Source organism: Acinetobacter sp. A22 (genome assembly GCF_030913345.1).
In the GTDB taxonomy this organism is placed as follows: Bacteria; Pseudomonadota; Gammaproteobacteria; order Pseudomonadales; family Moraxellaceae; genus Acinetobacter; species Acinetobacter junii.
The window spans coordinates 1,226,671-1,245,051 of sequence record NZ_CP133162.1; the positions used below are offsets into that span (position 1 = coordinate 1,226,671).

The 18,381-nt window shown below is 36.6% G+C and carries 16 protein-coding genes and 3 pseudogenes; 8 read left to right on the forward strand and 11 right to left on the reverse strand.

Translation table 11 applies throughout. The annotated features are described in order from the left end of the window. From Q9Q86_RS06095 to Q9Q86_RS06125, 7 genes are all read right to left on the reverse strand, one after another. Positions 1-639, reverse strand: coding sequence for a hypothetical protein (locus Q9Q86_RS06095; RefSeq protein WP_039047864.1), 639 nt, complete (start codon positions 637-639; stop codon positions 1-3). Between the two features lie 17 nt (positions 640-656). Next, a complete protein-coding gene (locus Q9Q86_RS06100; RefSeq protein WP_039908023.1) occupies positions 657-1,385 on the reverse strand; it encodes a hypothetical protein in 729 nt (242 codons plus the stop codon). Between the two features lie 46 nt (positions 1,386-1,431). Then, a complete protein-coding gene (locus tag Q9Q86_RS06105) occupies positions 1,432-1,956 on the reverse strand; it encodes a DUF4124 domain-containing protein (protein ID WP_075696434.1) in 525 nt (174 codons plus the stop codon). 79 nt (positions 1,957-2,035) lie between these two features. After that, positions 2,036-3,064 carry an alpha/beta hydrolase gene (locus Q9Q86_RS06110; RefSeq protein WP_004915480.1) on the reverse strand — a complete coding sequence of 343 codons (1,029 nt, stop codon included), beginning with the start codon at positions 3,062-3,064 and terminating at the stop codon, positions 2,036-2,038. Then, entirely contained in the window at positions 3,064-4,200 is a 1,137-nt protein-coding gene (locus Q9Q86_RS06115; protein WP_112987238.1) for a YdcF family protein, read from the reverse strand. The genes Q9Q86_RS06110 and Q9Q86_RS06115 overlap by 1 nt, the downstream gene beginning before the upstream one ends. Positions 4,201-4,207: 7 nt before the next feature. Further along, complete coding sequence (gene murB / locus Q9Q86_RS06120; protein ID WP_039908025.1) at positions 4,208-5,242, reverse strand: UDP-N-acetylmuramate dehydrogenase; 1,035 nt, start codon at positions 5,240-5,242, stop codon at positions 4,208-4,210. A gap of 16 nt (positions 5,243-5,258) precedes the next feature. Next, on the reverse strand, positions 5,259-5,771 hold the full coding sequence (locus Q9Q86_RS06125) for a low molecular weight protein-tyrosine-phosphatase (RefSeq protein ID WP_075696433.1): 513 nt from the start codon (positions 5,769-5,771) through the stop codon (positions 5,259-5,261). Between the two features lie 117 nt (positions 5,772-5,888). On the opposite strand from Q9Q86_RS06125, the gene Q9Q86_RS06130 reads away from it, so the two are divergent. Then, complete coding sequence (locus Q9Q86_RS06130) at positions 5,889-7,049, forward strand: iron-containing alcohol dehydrogenase (RefSeq protein ID WP_112987239.1); 1,161 nt, start codon at positions 5,889-5,891, stop codon at positions 7,047-7,049. Beyond that, on the forward strand, positions 7,046-7,486 hold the full coding sequence (locus Q9Q86_RS06135) for a thioesterase family protein (protein WP_112987240.1): 441 nt from the start codon (positions 7,046-7,048) through the stop codon (positions 7,484-7,486). The genes Q9Q86_RS06130 and Q9Q86_RS06135 overlap by 4 nt, the downstream gene beginning before the upstream one ends. 32 nt (positions 7,487-7,518) lie before the next feature. Here Q9Q86_RS06135 and Q9Q86_RS06140 read toward each other — a convergent pair whose 3' ends face one another. Next, positions 7,519-8,265, reverse strand: coding sequence for an IS5 family transposase (locus Q9Q86_RS06140; protein ID WP_004912080.1), 747 nt, complete (start codon positions 8,263-8,265; stop codon positions 7,519-7,521). Positions 8,266-8,386: 121 nt separating this feature from the next. After that, on the reverse strand, positions 8,387-10,384 hold the full coding sequence (gene dnaX / locus Q9Q86_RS06145; protein ID WP_112986733.1) for a DNA polymerase III subunit gamma/tau: 1,998 nt from the start codon (positions 10,382-10,384) through the stop codon (positions 8,387-8,389). Positions 10,385-10,581: 197 nt separating this feature from the next. Between dnaX and Q9Q86_RS06150 the strand changes: the two genes are divergently transcribed. Further along, positions 10,582-11,742 carry a cupin domain-containing protein gene (locus tag Q9Q86_RS06150; protein WP_112986734.1) on the forward strand — a complete coding sequence of 387 codons (1,161 nt, stop codon included), beginning with the start codon at positions 10,582-10,584 and terminating at the stop codon, positions 11,740-11,742. A 118-nt stretch (positions 11,743-11,860) separates the two neighbouring features. On the opposite strand, the pseudogene Q9Q86_RS17470 reads toward Q9Q86_RS06150, so the two are convergent. Then, positions 11,861-12,679: pseudogene (locus Q9Q86_RS17470) on the reverse strand (IS5 family transposase). A 326-nt stretch (positions 12,680-13,005) separates the two neighbouring features. On the opposite strand from Q9Q86_RS17470, the gene Q9Q86_RS06165 reads away from it, so the two are divergent. From Q9Q86_RS06165 to Q9Q86_RS06175, 3 genes and pseudogenes are all read left to right on the forward strand, one after another. Continuing rightward, positions 13,006-13,572: a TetR/AcrR family transcriptional regulator gene (locus tag Q9Q86_RS06165; protein ID WP_112987636.1), complete on the forward strand. Its 567-nt coding sequence runs from the start codon at positions 13,006-13,008 to the stop codon at positions 13,570-13,572. A 498-nt stretch (positions 13,573-14,070) separates the two neighbouring features. Beyond that, complete coding sequence (locus Q9Q86_RS06170) at positions 14,071-14,382, forward strand: metalloregulator ArsR/SmtB family transcription factor (protein ID WP_004915442.1); 312 nt, start codon at positions 14,071-14,073, stop codon at positions 14,380-14,382. Positions 14,383-14,463: 81 nt separating this feature from the next. Beyond that, positions 14,464-14,991 (forward strand): annotated as a pseudogene (locus Q9Q86_RS06175) (SulP family inorganic anion transporter); the annotation flags it as partial. Between the two features lie 14 nt (positions 14,992-15,005). Here Q9Q86_RS06175 and Q9Q86_RS06180 read toward each other — a convergent pair. Next, a protein-coding gene (locus Q9Q86_RS06180) for an IS5 family transposase (protein ID WP_112987637.1) occupies positions 15,006-15,757 on the reverse strand; the annotation gives its coding sequence in 2 pieces (ribosomal slippage) (positions 15,006-15,421 and positions 15,421-15,757; 753 coding nt in all). Positions 15,758-15,802: 45 nt separating this feature from the next. Here Q9Q86_RS06180 and Q9Q86_RS06185 point away from each other — a divergent pair. Together Q9Q86_RS06185 and sstT are read left to right on the forward strand one after the other, a co-directional pair. Continuing rightward, positions 15,803-16,978: pseudogene (locus Q9Q86_RS06185) on the forward strand (SulP family inorganic anion transporter); the annotation flags it as partial. A gap of 201 nt (positions 16,979-17,179) precedes the next feature. Next, positions 17,180-18,376 (forward strand): serine/threonine transporter SstT, encoded by a 1,197-nt coding sequence (sstT, locus tag Q9Q86_RS06190; protein WP_112986624.1) that lies wholly within the window; start codon positions 17,180-17,182, stop codon positions 18,374-18,376. Positions 18,377-18,381 lie beyond the last annotated feature (5 nt).

Here is an 18,381-nt window from a genome sequence, read left to right on the forward strand (position 1 = left end):
TTAGCGGCTAACTAATCGATATATGGCAAAAATTGGAATCATCAAAATTACAAGGAATTTTAAATAATACGTCCAACTATAAAGACTACCCTTACCCTGCCAAATTTGAACTTCTACAGATTGAAACTGAATATTCGATGCCTCCATCAATTCAGCATGAACATCGTAGTGAACACCATTACTCTGTTCACTGATGGAAAATGGATCTGAACTGGCAATTAACAGTACAGGTTCATTCATCTCATACTTATGTTTATCATCTGATTGAAAGATTTGCGGTTGATATCCATTAGAAGTTTCACTCTGGACTCCTCCTATCCACTTTAAATTGACCTCACCTTCATTTGGTGCAATACCTTTAGCAACTATCACAAACCGATAAGGATTCTTATTCGATTCCCCAAGAAAACCAATAGCAACACTTGGACGATCAAACGTATCTTTGGGTTTATTAATAACAGCTTGATTTAGCTGCTCTAGTTCACTAGATGTCAGACGCACTGAATTAACCAATGCTTCACCATATTCCCCCACCTTTGGTTCATGCGTTGTTTTACCACATGCCACCAATCCTACAAGAATAAATAAAACAGCTAGAAACTTCAAACTTGTCTGTTTAAGAAATAAATTTTTAATCATTCTTATCTACAATCTTATTAAAAAATGCCTACAGAAATATGCTTATCTAAAAACCAGCGTATCACAGGACCTTGTTGTTCTTGCGGTAGTGAAAGAATGTATTCAAAAGTCCTCACCACAACTTCACATTGTTTATTCTTATCCTCAGCAGTTTCACCTGAATTGATTAAATCTGCTTCAGCACCATAGTCTTGTCTAAGTTTATCAGCAACCTGAGACCATGCCTCTGGCGCTTGCATACGATCAACAACCGAACGCTTTCCATTATGAGTCAATATATAAGTTAATGCTTCACTAGACTGCTGCTGAGTGTTCTGACTTAATAAAGCTCTGCGTTGTTGCGGTGAAGTTTTACTATATAAAGGGAATGAAATTGGGAAACAATCGCCTTTCCGTTTGGCATCATACAGTTGTTGAAGATAAGCATTCGCCCATAAACGTTGCCCCTCATCATCTGCTTTTTTCTCTATAATTTCTCTAAGCTTCCACCACAATGTACTGCTCACGCTTGCCTCAATCTCATTTACATTTACGACACCATTTGCCGTTTGTTGTATAGATTCATAATCTTTGCTGGCATATTGTTTGAGTGGTTGCAACAAAACGATTTGGTCTAGAATATTCTGTCGTTGCGCAATTGGATTATTTGCATCTTGAGTATTTGCAGGTAGCTCCTGATGAGAGCAACGATTAAGCATAAAAAAAATTATAAAAATAAACCCTATAACAATAAAAACAACTTTCATTGCATATCCCCATATTCTTAGTATCAAAAAATTTGTTGCTAAATATTTAAGTTCGCTTGAATGGACACGTTGAACTTTTTTGGGTGAGTAATGTGTTTGTGATTGCATTACAACTCATATAGATACTACCTTCAGCCGTACATATTCTTGCTGCATACATCTGCCGACTATTCTCGATGATCTGCATCTGTCTACCAGCATAACGCGCTAAGCGTTGTAAGGTCTCTATTCGCTGTTTACATTCAGGAAATTGCACAATGCCTCGTTGAAACTCAGAAGACTGATCTATAGCTATCTTAGTTTTATTTAGTGCAGAATCTTGAGTGTAGGCATTTCTTTCATTCTCAGTTGTGCGTTGCCGCTGAAGCTCGCTCTTTCTACAATCATGCTCAAAGCCATTTGAAATCGAGCCCATACACGCAGTTTTTTGAGTAGTTTTCGCAGCACAAGGATGACTTTGATAAGTTGTGCCCTGTGGAGAAACACACTTGTATAGATCTTGAGCAAAAACAGACGTAGAAAAACATAAAAGAATAGAGCTAAAGAAGCTCCAAGATGCACCCCTTATCATGCACACCCCTATGATTTAAATTTTCATTTTTTATATTGTTAAAAATTGTATCATCTAAATCATTGGTAAAAAAGAAATATTAGTAATAATAATGATTTGGCTTAGCATGTAAAAAAGCTGGAATTAAACCTGTTAGTGCAGCACGAATATCTGCACGTTCATTGATTAATTGATGTGAACCTTCTTCTAGCATCAACAAGGTTTGTAGTCTAAATTTACGACGTATATATTCAATGTTATAGCGCCAATCTACAGTTTGATCGAGCGCACCCTGTGCTAGCCAAACAGGAATACGACAAGCTGGACGTTGTTCCATTTCCAACATCCATTTCGACATCGCAAGAATCCAATCCATTCCCATCATTCTTGGTTGCAATGGATCTTTTAAACGCACAAATCGCAAAAATTCAGGATTATGATTATTGCGACGGAAGTGTCGAGGGACTTGGCTTTTTATACGGCGTATAATCCCTAACCCAACAGAGTTATGCCACCAAGCCGTTTTCGCTGGACGTATTAATGGTGATAATAACAATACACGATCAACTATTGGATCTTCACGTCGCTCGGCAAATTCTAATAGATGATGCATCCATATTGCACCGCCAGTACTTTGCCCGATTCCCAACCACGGACGTGGCAATTGTTTTGCATGATGAACTGCGTCATAAACAGCATTAAGAACCTGTTGGTAATGATCAAAGTTCTGAATACTAGCAGGTGAACCATTACTTAAACCGTGACCAGGAAGATCATAGGTAATTACACTAAATCCTTGATCCAAGATTTCTTTGATAATCGGTTGGTAAATCCCACTATGTTCCAGATAACCATGTAATAAACACACAGTACCCTGAATTTTTTCTATTTTGGGTTGAAAGACCTGTACATGTAAACGAAACAATCGCATTTCTACATAGCCTTGCCAATGCTCACACTCCAACAAATGCAAACCATACAGCTTACGATATGCTTGTAATGGCTTAGTTGGTTCAAAACTTACTGTCAAATCTAGTGGTTCAAGAACCTGAGGAGTGGTTTCTCGATTTGGAATAGGTAAATCAAGTTGCTTTAAGATCGTGGGATTTAGAAATGGAATATTTGACATTATGGTATCTCCCGACAATCACTAGAGCCAAACAACATATCACGAATTGTAGCTAACATCTCATAGTTTGCTCGTCGACTATGATCATAATTTTGCTCACTAGGACGCCATTTCGTTAATTGCGTCGGCATAGGCGCAATCACTGGAACAGTCTCAATACCATTTAATGCAAATAAACGACGTGTGCGAGGCATGTGGTATTCATCCGTGATCAAAAGTACCGTTGGTGCCCCGCCTTTTTTTTGTAATAACAAAGAACTAAACCGAGAGTTTTCGCAGGTATTCATACTTCTTTTTTCAAGTAATTTTGCTTCAATGCCTCGTTCATTTAACCAAGCTTGCATATACGGTGCTTCAACACCACTCAGCACAATCGGCAAATCATATTTTTTCTCTATTTCTAATGTCTTTTCCAAGCGCAAACGTGTGTAATTATTTACCACAATATCTTTACCATTTGCGCCTAGTGTCAATCCACCACCCAATACAACAATCGCATAAGGCTCAGAGCTATTTCTTGAAGTCTTTGTCTCAACCTTATTTTTTTTCAACTCGAGAAAATCTGTATTTGTTTGCTCAGCTGAATCATCAGAAGCAGATAAATCAATAGGATAGCTTTGTAAAAAGTCTAAATACTTTTCCATTTGTATTTTGGTATTGGCTGTATCAGATTGCAAAAAATCGAAAGGTGTACTTGCTGCACTTGCAGAACTTTCTTGTTCTTGAACCGATGATGCTGCCTGAGCTAACAGAGGAATTTCCTGCTTGGGTTCTTCAGCATTTTCTTTTTCTTGCTCTTCTAATATTAACTGTTGCAACACTTTATAACGAGCTTGGATCAGCCCCAAATCCTCAGGTTTTTCTGATTGAAAGGTCTTTTCCATAAGCTTTAAATAAGCTTGTCTTGCAATCCATAGATCTGAACCAGGCTCTAAAGTTTCATGCTCACTCAACGCAGCAGATTTTTGGCTTTGTGCTGCAACTTGATTAACTTCTACAGGAACAAAGTAATTTAATCCTTTGACAATTAACTGAGAATAAAATGGTGAATATAAAAAAAGTACAAAACAGCCTAATAGTACAAAAAGTATTGTAAATACTCGTACTAAACTCACCATCCAATGTACTTTCGCCATATTCTCCTCATTCACCGTGTGGTTGAATCAAACCTTGCTCGTCATACAGCACTGGTTCAGGTTCTAAACTTATACTGAATTTTTGCTTTACGTCATGTTGCACGGCTTTATATGTATTTTTCACATCAGTCAAAGTTGCATCAGCATAATTGACTAAAACTAAGGCTTGTTTGTGAAACATTCCAACAGAACCTAATTGTTTACCTTTCCAACCTGTTTGATCGATCAACCATCCAGCGGCAACTTTAACACTACCATTTGCTTGTGGATAATGAGGAATGTTTGGAAATTGTTGTGCAATTTTGTCAAAGCTCATTTGACTGAGAACAGGATTCTTAAAAAAGCTCCCCACATTTGGATACTCTTTAGGATCAGGCAACTTACTTTGTCGAATCAAGATAACTTGCTTTTGCAAGTTTTCAGCGCTTTGTTCATCACCAACAGCTTGTTTTAGATCACCATAATTCAGTTTTAAATCAGCTTGCTTCAATAGCTTAAAGGTGACAGCAACGATGATATAACGATTCGGAAAATCTTTAAAAATACTATGTCGATATGCGAATTTACAATCTTCAGAGGAAATAAAGGTAAATTGCCCTAACTCACGATCATAGACTTGAACAGACTCAATAAATTCACCAACTTCAACACCATAAGCACCAATATTTTGTACAGGTGAGGCCCCAACTAACCCAGGAATTAATGCAAGATTTTGTAAACCAAACCATTGCTGCTTTGTTGTATATAAAACGAAATCATGCCAAGACTGCCCTGCACCAACATTTACAGTAACTGTGTGATTATCTTCACGAACAACCTCAACACCTTGAATATTTAAGTGCAGTACAAGAGCTTGAATATACTGAGGCAACAACATATTGCTCCCTCCAGATAACACTAAAACATTGAGATTATTCTGTTTAGCAAAATCTAAAGCTTCAACGACTTCGTTGGCATGATTGATTTGCACATAGTGTGATGCTGTAGAATCTAAGTTCAGGGTATTCAATGATTTAAGCTGTATGTGCTCTTGTATATGCATATTGTGTTGAATCCTATTACCCTGCACTGATTTGATTTTTTAAAATATTGACCCAAGCCAAACTACTTGATTCGCACTGATTAAGTACGCGATCAAAGCCTTCCGCTCCCCCATAATAAGGATCAGGTATAGCTTGCCGTGTAAATTCAGGATCATGCTCACTCATTAATGCAATTTTTGAACGTACTTGATTAGAACCAAACTGATAAATTGCCTGAGTCTTCAAATGTTGCACATCTTTGAAATTCTCATGATCCATTGCCAAGATCAAATCGAAATCAAGAAAATCATTCAATGTGATTTGTCTAGCACGTATAGTCGATAGATCGTAACCGCGTTTACTTGCATGCTGTTGGCTGCGTAAATCTGGCGCTTTATTTGGATGGTAATTGCTAGTTCCAGCAGAATCGACAATCACATCTAAACCATGCACATCACAATAATGTCTGAGAATCGCTTCTGCTGTTGGAGAGCGGCAAATATTTCCTAAACAGACACACAACACCTTATATGGCGTTTTGGATGGCATAATCACCTCATTTGTACACTTTAACAAGCGTCTTATGTTAATTTATTTAAGTCCTGAAACCTATAGCCACCACATATAAAAATGTTGTATTTATTATGAAAAAATAAGGATATATGTATGAACCATTTCCAATTTCAAACTGTCCCAAACATCATTGCAGGGCTAGGTTCAATACAAGAGCTAAAAAATGTTCTATCTCAACATCAGTACCATAAAGTTTTATTGGTTACTGATGCTGGCATGTTACAGCATAAACTTCATTTACCGATATTAACCATTTTAGATCAACTTGTTCTGGACTTTGTCATCTATTCAGATATTCAAGCAGATCCCCCTGAACATATCGTGTTAGAAGCTGTGGATTTTGCTCGACAAGAAAAAGTAGATGTTGTAATCGGATTTGGTGGCGGTAGCTCCATGGATGTCGCAAAAATCATCGCTTTACTTGCACATCCGAATCAACAACAAAATTTAGGTGAGATATATGGTATTAACCAAGCAAAATCACCACGTTTAGCACTTATTCTTGTACCTACCACTGCTGGAACAGGTTCTGAAATCACACCTATTTCTATTGTGACCACTGGCGCTACTACAAAAATGGGCGTTGTTTCCCCAATCCTATACGCAGATGTTGCTATCCTGGATGCAACATTCACTCAAGGTCTACCTGCACACATCACAGCGGCGACGGGTATCGATGCAATGGTACATGCGATAGAGGCTTATACATCAAATATCAAGAAAAACTTCTACGCAGATATGCTGGCAAAGAACGCATTAAAACTCCTCAATCAAAATTTAGCCAAAGTTCTAAAAGATGGTTCAGATATGGAAGCACGCCAAAACATGTTGGTTGGCTCAATGCTTGCTGGACAAGCATTTGCAAACGCACCAGTCGGTGCAGTTCATGCACTTGCCTACCCATTGGGTGGACATTTTCATTTATCACATGGGCATACAAATGCTTTAGTTTTAGTTGAAGTACTTAAATTCAATGCACCTAATGCGAAGCAACACTATGCTGAATTAATGCAATTGCTCGACCCTCGCAGTACAGGTTGTACGGATGGCCTATGTGATCTGTTTATCGATCATATGCAAAACCATCTTGACCAAAGCGGTTTAACTTTAAAACTTAATGAATTGAACATTCCAGAAGCTAAACTTCCACAACTTGCCAAGGATGCGATGCTTCAAACAAGACTCTTGCAGAACAATCCAAGAGAAATGACTGAACAAGATGCACTCAATATTTATCAGGCGATTTATGCATGAGCAAACCGACTTTAAAACGACGTGACCAATTCAAGTTCTTTTTCCCAATACAAACCCGTTGGGCGGACAATGATATTTATGGACACGTCAATAACGTGACTTATTACAGTTATTTTGACACCGCTGCCAATTCATTACTGATCCAAAAAACAGGATTCGATATCCATAATAGTGAAATCATTGGTTTGGTTGTGGATTCAGCCTGTAGCTTTCAACAGGAACTTTCTTTCCCAGAAATGATTGAAGTCGGTGTTGCGATTGGCAAAATTGGGAATTCATCGCTCAGATATGAACTCGCAATTTTTAAACAAAATCAGGATGAAGCAGCAGCCCAAGGACATTTTGTGCACGTATTCGTTGACCGTAAAAGCAGAAAAAGTACGGCTATTTCAGTAGAAATGAGAAACGTACTTGAACAATATCAACTTATTAGTTAGGGTCTGTTGACATTTACTGTTCATAATTAAACCTATAAAGGTAGCCATAAAAATATACAGGCTAAGGCAACAGCACTTTGATAATTTCTTTTGAGCTTGTCATATCGAGTAGCTATCCCTCTAAATTGTTTTAATCTACAAAACATATTTTCAACTAAATGCCTGATTTTATATAAATACCAGTCCATATGATCATTGTTCGATTGGCTATTTATTTTCTTTGGTATATTCGCTTTTGTTCCTGTTTTTCTGATCTGCTCACGCAGTGGTTCTGAATCATAGCCTTTATCTGCGCATACCACTTCTGTCTCTTTTAAATCTAATGTTGCTATTAAATCAGGTGCAACTTTGATGTCATGTGTAGTGCCATCGGTAATCATGAAATCAATAGGATTGCCATGTGAATCAACAATCAAATGTATTTTTGAGGAGTTTCCTCCTACACTTTTAGAAATGGATTGATTCGCTATACCGGCAGAATGTTGATGAGCACGTACGTGAGAGCCATCAATAAAAATCCACTCCATATCGGGGCATGATGCTAATAATTTGAATAATCTAAGCAACTTACCGCTGCTTGACCAACGATTAAAACGTTTGAAAATAGAGTTTGATTGACCGAAATAGGAAGGAATATCTCGCCACGGACAGCCTGTTCTAATTCTATAGAGAATAGCTTCAATAAAATTACGTAAATTTGAGTTGTGATGAATAGATAAATTACGCAAAATAGTTTTCAACTTTTGCCAGTGTTGATCTGTCAGCATGGTACGAGGAATAGCGAATAGTAAAATTGGGTTTGGCGATTTGATTTTACTACTTCGCTATTTTTTTAAGCTAAAAGTGTCAACACACCCTAATAACTAAAGCGGTTTTTTACTTTAGTTATTACTTTCTGAATTAGGGCTTGAGCTGAACATTGGCTAACTCTGCATCAAAAGTGTCTATCAAACTTTTAATTGTAGGCTCTTGATTGAGTAGTTCCACTGCCCGATCAAATGCTTTTTGTTTCCGTGTCGCTTGCATAACGAAAGGTGTCACGGAATCCATCTTCCTATATTGCACAGAAAATTGCGTATTGATCCATTGCGATTTCAAAGCATCTTCTAGTGCATGTTGAAGCTGAGTTAGCATTCCCTCGTATTCTTGAGGAATATGAAATACAGACTTGCCATTAATCTCACCAGTCATTAATCCATGCTGTGCGAGTTCTTGAACAGCAGGTGACAATTCACTATTTCTAAACCAATATTCCCACTTTTCTAAATTCCATTCTCCCTCTAGAGATTGTTCTTTAAGTTTTAAAATGTCTTGAGGAGATAAATTAGATATTGACTCATTTTCATGGGACTGCTTTGTTGTGGCAACTACTGTGTTGTAAGGCTCAACATCTTCAACAACCGGTGTATTTTCAAACAATTCTAAATCATGAGTTATTTGAGTATTTATATCCAAATCTGAAACTGAAGAATCTTGTGCTGCTTCATCTGGTGATACTGGAAATACAAGAAAATTTTCAGCTTCACTTAAGCCTGAATTTGATACAGGTTTTTCTAAAGGCGATGTTGTTTCTAACCCTATCAACTGACCTTCAGCAGCATCAAATACCATGACACCACTCTTTGCAACTGTTTCAGGTTCAGGTTCAGGTTCAGGTTCAGGTTCAGGTTCAGGTTCAGGTTCAGGTTCAGCATTAACCACTTCTGACTGAACAGCCAGTAGGCTCTCAACTTTTACATTTTCTGAGAACTCTTGAGTTTCATTTATCGAAATTGGCGTGGCAGAGGTTGTTGTGACTGTCACTTCGTTTAATTGCATCGGTCTAAATGCGAGCAAACGTAGAACAATCATTTCGAAACCTTGCTCTTGTGTAACAGCAAGTTGAATATCTGAACGACCTTTACATGCAATTTGATAATAAAGTTGTAAATCTTGCGCCGAAATTAATTTTGAAAGTTGCAAAATCTTTCGATTGATTTCTTCACTATATTTCAGAGCCAAATCAGGCAGATATTGTAATAAAGCCAACTCATGCAAGGTAGAAACCAATTGATCTAAGACCAATGATACATCTAAAGCTTGCTGTCTAAATTGCAATAATAGCTGACTAACACGAGCTTGTTGATTCTGATGAATGGCTAAAATCAGATCATAGATAATCGTACGATCAATTAGACCAAGCATTTCTTTAACATCTTGATGATGGACAGCACCCTGACCGTACGCAATCGCTTGATCTGTCAAAGATAATGCATCACGTAAAGAACCTTGAGCAGACTCAGCAATTTGCCAAATTGCATCACGATCAGCATTGATACTTTCTTTATCTAAAATTGTTGTTAAATGCGTTGTAATCTCATCGACAGCCAAAGGTCTGAGCGTAAACTGAAGACAACGAGAAATAACGGTAATTGGTAATTTTTGCGGATCAGTGGTCGCAAAAAGAAATTTTACATGTTCTGGCGGCTCTTCTAATGTTTTTAACAATGCATTAAACGAATGTGTCGAAAGCATATGCACTTCATCGATAAGATAAACTTTAAAACGACCTTGTGTTGGTGCATAAGGAACGTTATCAAGCAACTCACGTGTATCTTCAACTTTCGTTCTTGATGCCGCATCAATTTCAATTAAATCAATAAAACGGCCCTCGTTCACAGCTCGACATGTTGCGCAGACTTCACAAGGGGTTGAAGTCACACCTGTCTCACAATTCAAACACTTGGCTAAAATACGTGCAATCGTGGTTTTACCTACACCACGAGTACCTGTAAATAAATAAGCATGATGCAAACGACCACGTTCTAATGCACTTGTTAAAGCGCGAGAAACATGGTTTTGCCCCACTAACTCATTGAAATTACGTGGACGATATTTTCTTGCCAGTACTTGATACATGTATGCTCCTTATTGCGTCTTTAGCATACTTTGTTTTTGAAACGCTGTGAATGAATACAAAACTGTTTGATCAAGATTAAATAGTTTGATCATATCCCACGTCTTACTGAGTTAAAACAATCATGCGCATCAAAGCTTGCAACCAAAATCAACTCAAAGGACAATATACATCTTTTGTAGATTTGGCTTTTAATCCTATGTCACACGCTTTAGATGTTTTAGGTGGTATCACCGCAGAACAATTTTTAACTGAATATTGGCAAAAAAAACCGTTATTGGTACGTAATGCCTTACCAGAAATCATAGGATTATTAGAACCAGATGATGTTAAAGAGTTAGCGCTTGAAGAGGATGTGAGTGCTCGACTCATTCGACAAAAAAATAAAGATCCAAATGAATGGCATGTCAAATCATCTCCTCTAACCAAAGGTGATTTTCAAAAGCTACCTAATCTTTGGACGATCTTAGTACAAGCTGTAGATCACTATTCTTTTGATGTTGCTGAATTATGGAAAAAATTTCCATTTATTCCACAATGGCGCCGCGATGACATCATGGTGTCTTATGCACCCAAAGGTGGATCTGTAGGTAAACATTTCGATTTTTATGATGTTTTTCTCGTTCAAGGCTATGGACATCGTCGTTGGCAGCTTGGTCAAATGTGTGATGAATCAACTCAATTTATTCCTGATCAACCTTTAAAGTTGTTGGCTGACATGGATGTTCAGTTTGATGAAATCCTATCTCCTGGTGACTTACTTTACGTTCCACCTGGTCTCGCACACTACGGTGTCGCAGAAGATGACTGTTTAACGTATTCTTTTGGCTTTCGCATGCCAAATCTTTCAGAAATGATTGATCAGGTGAGTGATAAATTTGCTGAAAATGCACTATTAAAAAATCCTTTAGTGGATGTAGCTCGCCAACAAACCGCGAATATCGGTGAAATAAATTCGACTGAATTTTCTTATTTAAAAGCTGAATTATTGAACTATCTCTCTCAAGCACCTGAGTTTGATGCGGCGATTATGTCGTATATGAGTCAGTCAAATTATCCAAATAGCATTCCTGAGCCTGATGAAATCGCAGCAGAAGATTTAATTGAAATTATCGGTACAGGTTATCAACTCATGCTTGAACCAGCTTCAAAGCTACTCTACAGAATTCAAGCTGATGGTTTAGATTTTTGGGCAAATGGTGAAAATGTTTGTATTTCCAAGTCATTTGAAAACCAGCTAAAACAAATTGCTGATGGACAAAGCATTGCATTTGATGAAAATCTAAATCAACCAGAATATTTAGAAGATATTGCTGAACTTTTAAATAATGCTGTTGTGATGTTGCTCCCTCCAAATTAATCTATCAGCGCCTCTAGATGAGATTATATTGATCGGAAAAATTCCAAAAGTTTAAATACTTGATTACGACCATATAATTTCTTCTAGAAGGTAAAAATTATTAGACCTCTTGCAAAAATCATTTTTCAACCAACTCCATGTTGTAAATTGCAGCAATTAAATTCAGACGTAAACCCATGCGTTTACGCCTATTTCGATAACGTGTAGCCAGAATTCTAAAGGTCTTTAATTTTCCATTGACGTGTTCAATTCGAATACGACGTTTACTAATTTCCCGATTTATTTGCTTCTGTAATAAAGTTAACGGCTTCTTTTTACTTGCCTTGAATGGCATCAGGTATTTTATCCCCAAACGATTTAAACCTAAATAACCTTTATCAATCAGCATAAAGACTTGATATCTCTGCTTTTTACGTTGAGCTTAAACAACTGGAAATCATGTGTACTCCCATGTGTAAGACCTAATGAAATAATCTGCATCGTTTCATAATGAATGATGAGTTGAGCTTTGATCGTATGTCGTTTTTTCTTACCGCTGTAGAATCTTTTCTGTTTTTTTTGGACGCTCAATTGTCATTTCAGTTGCATCGACAATAACAACATTCCAATCTATCCCTGCACCATGCGGTAGTTTCTTAGGTAAATGAAATTTATCAGATTTTATTAAAATATTTTCTATTTTATGAATAATTCTGGACGCAGTTGATTCGTGGATTCCATAACTCATAGCAACATGAAAGAGCGTGCGATATTCACGCCAATAACTTAGCGTCATTAACAGTTGGTCTTCAAGTGAAAGACTCGAAGGTCTACCTCGTTGAGTATTGACTTGGCTTGACTCTAATACTTCAAGCATTTCTAAAAAGGTTGAGGGTTGTATTCCAATCAGTCGTTTAAACTGACTATTTGATAGCATCTTTACTTTTTCATATTTCATGTACTCATGATAGTAGAACATGACTTTTTAATATGGATAAAAAACAAACAAAACGTTGATCGTTTTTTGATTTTTGCAAGAAGTCTAATATATAAAAATTAAAAGAAGAAATATATGCAATAATTTGATTATTATAAATATTTCCATATTTTCAACTCCTTATTTTTATCACATATTTACAGCTGTTAATTAAAAAAACAGTTAAATAAATAAAGCCATTTTTCCCTATGATAATTGACCAATACCATGTAAAATTCCTGCCAAAATTGCATAACAGGATGCAAAAAAAATGCTCTGTGTGGCAATGAGCAAACTTGAGGCTATGTATGTCAAAAAAAGAAGATATTATTAACACTGCTTTAAAACTCTTTAATTCGCATAGCTATAATTCGATTGGGGTTGATCGTATTATTAGTGAATCTGGCGTAGCCAAAATGACATTCTATAAATACTTCCCATCAAAGGAAAAATTAATCGAAGAATGCCTACAGCAACGTAATATCAATTTGCAAACATCATTAAATGCCTCACTATCCGCTTGTGATCCAAATGATTACATGAGTCAACTCAAAACTATTTTTAAATGGTATGAAGCTTGGTTCAACAGTGAAGATTTTAATGGCTGTATGTTTCAGAAAGCTTTGGAAGAAGTGATTAAGATTTACCCATCAACATTAGAACCGGCAACAAAATACAAAATTTGGTTAACCACACTTATTCAAGGTTTGCTGACCAATATTGGTATCCGAAACCCATCTCATCTTGCGACATTAATCGTAAGTATCTTGGATGGGATGACCATTCAAGCACAAATTAATAGACATTCTGTTGATATGGATGAATATTGGATGCGAGTTGAGCATTTAATTGCTTTCGAAAAAGCGTTGCCTTAAGTCAGCGCTTTTTATAAAAATGAGTAAAAGAGAAGAAAAAAGTAAAGCGTGATTTATAGTTATTAGAATATCTCACGCTTGCGTCTGAGTCGGAAAGAATAATAAATATTATTACCCTCTGGCGGTCGTACAAATTGCACATCCCGATCCTTTTTATGCAGACAGATCATTCTGTCTTGTTTAAAAGTATACACCTATAAGTAACTTTCGCAATCTTTTTTTTAAATTTTTTATATTCTTTATTTAAATTAATTACATATTTTTATTGTTTAGTTTATTTAAAAGAAAATCAGTTTTTCCAATCACAATCAAAAAACAAGAAAAGTAAACTAAATCTCTTTTTCCGTAAAATTACCAACTCGCGATTAAAATTGAGTTCACTTATCATTTTTTCTTATATACATCTTCACTAAAAACCATTGCATTTATCCACTTTTACTACATTTTTACCTTTTAGTCATTTTATACTAAACTTTAGTGCAGTTAGATGAGGTGAATATGCAAACAAGTCTTGAGATTGAAGCAATGAGAGAATCAGCAAGTTCAATAGTAAATGTGCTTAAATCTCTAGCTAACACAGATCGTCTAATTATTTTGTGCCATTTAGCTAAACAAGAGTTAAATGTATCTCAGATTGAAGAACAAACTCAGATTTTCCAGCCGACCTTATCTCAGCAGCTGATGATGCTAAGAAAAAGCAAAGTTGTCTCAACACGTCGTGAAGGAAAGCAAATTTTCTACTCCATTAGTGATCCTAAGTTACAAGTTGTGTTAACAACATTGTATGAGAACTACTGTCCAAATATTTAACGTTCATAAAGTTAGATTTAAATTTTAAGCTATTGGCTTTTCCTGCATAATATCGTTATAACGATATAAACTTTGATATGCATGAAAAAAATAGATTTGAGTATAAGCACTCTTTTTCCAGCTTTTAAATGGCTAAAAACGTATCAAATATCGAGCTTTAAATCCGATTTGATTGCTGCTTTTATCGTTCTCGCAATGTTAGTACCACAAGGTATGGCTTATGCGATGCTTGCTGGTTTGCCACCTGTTATGGGTATTTATGCAAGCATATTGCCGATGATTGTTTATGCTTTCACTGGCAGCAGCACTACGCTATCGATTGGTCCTGTTGCAATCATTTCGATGATGGTCTTTGCAACACTAAATCCATTATTCCCTGTCGGTAGTCAGCAATACATCGAAGCGGTTTATCTATTGAGCATGATGGTAGGAGTAATCTCGCTAGTTCTAGGATTATTGCGCTTTGGTTTTTTAATACAATTGATTAGCCATCCAGTTATTCAAAGTTTTATCATTGCTTCTGCATTACTGATTGCTCTCGGGCAACTTAAGTTTTTATTAGATATACCTCTTCAGTCAAATAATATTCCTGAATTTATTTCTAGCTTAGGGTCTGTTGAGAATTACCGAGAGTTAATTACACTCGCGCACAATTGAATCATGGCTTCAAAACTCGTATCTGTTTTACAACTACGCATCGCTATACGTTTAAATTCTTTTAACTTACAGAAATAGTTTTCAATGAGATGACGCCATTTATACATAGTCGTATCAAATGCTCTCATTACTTTTCGATTAGATTTGGGTGGGATCACCACTTTCACTTTACGTTCATTGAGTTCTTGGATGAGCCAATCTGCATCAAATGCTTTATCAGCTAGTAATGCTTGAAAATCAACATCTTCAATTAAAGGTTTGGTTTCTACTAAATCGTGATATTGACCAGGCATTAATCGAAACTTAATGAGGTTGCCTAGACTATCCACTAAGGCAAGAATTTTACAGGTCATTCCACCTCGAGATTTACCTATAGACTGTTTGAAAGTCCCCCTTTTGCACCTTGCCCATGTCGATGAACTTTAACAATCGTTCCATCAATCATGGCGTATTCCAAATCAACATCTTCATTTACAGATGCAAAAATAGTTTCAAATACACCAGCTTTAACCCAGTCACGGTATCTTTTAAAGACGGTATTCCATTTACCAAAATGAGCAGGTAGATCACGCCATGGACTGCCTGTACGGGCAATCCATAGGACTGCTTCTAAAAATAATCGATTATCTTTTCCACTACGACCTCGATCGGTCACTTTACCTAGGCAAAAAGGTTCCATTTTTGCCCATTGGGCATCAGTAAGTATGTATCTATCCATAGTACTATTATAAATTAATCAGTAGTCTTTGTTAATTCTCAACAAGCCCTAGTCAAACATATACAAGAACTTAGCTTAATCAGTTTAATTTTCAGTTGTGCCGCCATATTAATTTTAGTGCTTTTACCAAAATTTGTGCACTCAGTTTTCCTGGCTCGAATTATCCCATTAATCGTTGTTATCTCATCAATCATTATCGTGGCAATATTTGATCTGGAACAAAATAGTTTAAAAACCGTCGGCACTATCCCGAGTGGTTTACCACATTTTTATTTTCCGTCATGGGATTCTGAGCTTGCTTTTAAGCTCTTACCAAGCGCGTTTATGATTGCCATGATTAGCTTTGTAGAATCTCTTGCAATCGCTCAAGCCACTGCTCTACAGAAACGTGATGACTTAAATAGTAGTCAAGAACTCATTGCTTTAGGATTCGCAAACATCGCAGCAAGTATTAATAATGGCTTTGCGGTTTCAGGTAGCTTGTCACGCACTGTGGTAAATAGTGATGCAGGTGCAAAAACACCGATTTCAGGTGTCCTCTCCTCTCTCACTATGATTTTAGTCTGCTTGTATTTTACAGGTATCTTTGAAACTCTTCCCCTAACTGTATTAGCCGCTACAATTTTAGTCTCCATTTGGAAACTCATCACTATCGCTCCTTTTATCGAAACATGGAAATATTCAAAGGCAGATGGTTTTGCGATGTTAATAACCTTCCTCGGCGTAACATTCATTGATATTTCTACAGGTCTGATTATTGGTATTGGTCTTACTTTTATCATGTTGCTATGGCGTGTCAGCCGTCCACATATAGCTGTGATCGGTCTGATAGAAGGAACTCAACACTTTAGAAATGTATCACGCTATGATGTCATTACTGTTCCGACTATTGCCTCTTTTCGTATTGATGAAAACCTAAGCTTCTTAAATGCACACGTATTAAAAGGCTATGTGATTACTGAACTTAGTCAAAATGCAGAAATCCGACATGTGATTATAAATTGCTCAAGTATCAGCAACATCGATCTTAGTGCATTAGAAATGTTGGAAGAGTTAAATAAGGAACTCGCGCGTCTTAATATTAAACTACACCTGTCTGAAGTGAAGAGTCCTGTGATGGATCGTTTAAGAAAATCAAAGCTCGTGGATGAATTAACAGGTGAAATTTTTCTTTCGCATTATCAGGCAGTTCAAAGCATATCTCCTATTGAAAAAAATTAGGAGAACAGTGATAAATGCTGTTTTTTTATGCAAAAAGATAAAATGCTTTCTGATAAAACATTTGCAAAAACATTATGTTAATTTTTACGCAATTTTTTAAGTAATTCATCATCAAAAAAAATTTTATTATTCATGGTGCTTAGGTATAGAATACGGCGCTTGTTTAACCTTAAACCGCACATGGGTTTGTAAGGCCTTTATATGTTTAGTGTACTGTCTCGCTTAAGTTTAGTTACCAAAATTATTATCGCTATTTTTTTAGGAATTGGCGTGGCAATGCTGTTTCCTAACGTTACACCTTATTTAAGTTTATTGGGTGAATTGTTTATTAAAGCTTTGAAGTCTGTTGCACCCATTTTAGTTTTCGTGCTTGTGTTATCTTCAATTGCGAATTTTAAAGTTGGACAGCATTCAAACTTAAAACCTGTCATGACCCTCTATGTAGTCGGTATGCTACTCGCTGCATTTAGTGCAGTGATTGCAAGTATTGTATTCCCAAGTCAGTTGTTTCTTCATCTAACTACACAATCAGAACTACAAGCACCTGGTAGTTTAGCTGAAATCTTAAAAAATCTTCTTTTAAGCTTTATTGCAAACCCAGTACAAGCAATTAGTGAAGCAAACTTCATTGGAATTTTAGCTTGGGCAATTGGTTTAGGCATCGCATTGCGTCATAGTTCTGATACAACCAAAAAAGTACTTACAGATGTTGCAGATGCGGTCAATAAAATCATTCATGTTGTTATTGGATTCGCTCCAATCGGTATTTTCGGTTTAGTCGCTGTTACTTTTGCTGATGCAGGTTTGGCTACTCTTTCAAGTTATGCCCATTTACTTGCGGTACTTCTTGGTACGATGTTCTTCGTTGCTCTTGTAATTAATCCAATTCTTGTTGGAGTTACAATGCGCTCGAATCCTTATCCATTAGTTTTCAAATGTTTGAAAGAAAGTGGTATTACTGCTTTTTTCACGCGCAGCTCAGCAGCGAATATTCCTGTGAATTTAGATTTAGCTCATCGTTTGGGTGTTAATGAAGCAACTGCGAGTGTTTCGATTCCTTTAGGCGCTACGGTAAATATGGCGGGTGCAGCTGTAACTATCACAGTATTAACATTAGCCGCTGTACATACACTAGGTATTCACGTTGATTTAAGCATAATGCTTATTTTATCAGTTGTTGCCACAGTATCCGCTTGTGGTGCATCTGGTGTTGCTGGTGGTTCTTTATTGCTAATCCCTGTTGCATGTAGCCTATTTGGTATATCATCAGAAGTCGCAATGCAAGTGGTTGCTATTGGTATGATTATTAGTGTTTTGCAGGACTCAACTGAAACTGCATTAAACTCATCAACTGATGTTTTATTCACTGCTGCAGTAGATTTTCGTAACCGTCAATAATCGTA

Excerpts from the sequence above, each read along its gene's own strand:
- Q9Q86_RS06095 (WP_039047864.1), bottom strand. The coding sequence starts at position 639 with ATGATTAAAAATTTATTTCTTAAACAGACAAGTTTGAAGTTTCTAGCT.
- Q9Q86_RS06100 (WP_039908023.1), bottom strand. The coding sequence starts at position 1,385 with ATGAAAGTTGTTTTTATTGTTATAGGGTTTATTTTTATAATTTTTTTT.
- Q9Q86_RS06105 (WP_075696434.1), bottom strand. The coding sequence starts at position 1,956 with ATGATAAGGGGTGCATCTTGGAGCTTCTTTAGCTCTATTCTTTTATGT.
- Q9Q86_RS06110 (WP_004915480.1), bottom strand. The coding sequence starts at position 3,064 with ATGTCAAATATTCCATTTCTAAATCCCACGATCTTAAAGCAACTTGAT.
- Q9Q86_RS06115 (WP_112987238.1), bottom strand. The coding sequence starts at position 4,200 with ATGGCGAAAGTACATTGGATGGTGAGTTTAGTACGAGTATTTACAATA.
- murB (WP_039908025.1), bottom strand. The coding sequence starts at position 5,242 with ATGCATATACAAGAGCACATACAGCTTAAATCATTGAATACCCTGAAC.
- Q9Q86_RS06125 (WP_075696433.1), bottom strand. The coding sequence starts at position 5,771 with ATGCCATCCAAAACGCCATATAAGGTGTTGTGTGTCTGTTTAGGAAAT.
- Q9Q86_RS06130 (WP_112987239.1), top strand. The coding sequence starts at position 5,889 with ATGAACCATTTCCAATTTCAAACTGTCCCAAACATCATTGCAGGGCTA.
- Q9Q86_RS06135 (WP_112987240.1), top strand. The coding sequence starts at position 7,046 with ATGAGCAAACCGACTTTAAAACGACGTGACCAATTCAAGTTCTTTTTC.
- dnaX (WP_112986733.1), bottom strand. The coding sequence starts at position 10,384 with ATGTATCAAGTACTGGCAAGAAAATATCGTCCACGTAATTTCAATGAG.
- Q9Q86_RS06150 (WP_112986734.1), top strand. The coding sequence starts at position 10,582 with ATGTCACACGCTTTAGATGTTTTAGGTGGTATCACCGCAGAACAATTT.
- Q9Q86_RS06165 (WP_112987636.1), top strand. The coding sequence starts at position 13,006 with ATGTCAAAAAAAGAAGATATTATTAACACTGCTTTAAAACTCTTTAAT.
- Q9Q86_RS06170 (WP_004915442.1), top strand. The coding sequence starts at position 14,071 with ATGCAAACAAGTCTTGAGATTGAAGCAATGAGAGAATCAGCAAGTTCA.
- sstT (WP_112986624.1), top strand. The coding sequence starts at position 17,180 with ATGTTTAGTGTACTGTCTCGCTTAAGTTTAGTTACCAAAATTATTATC.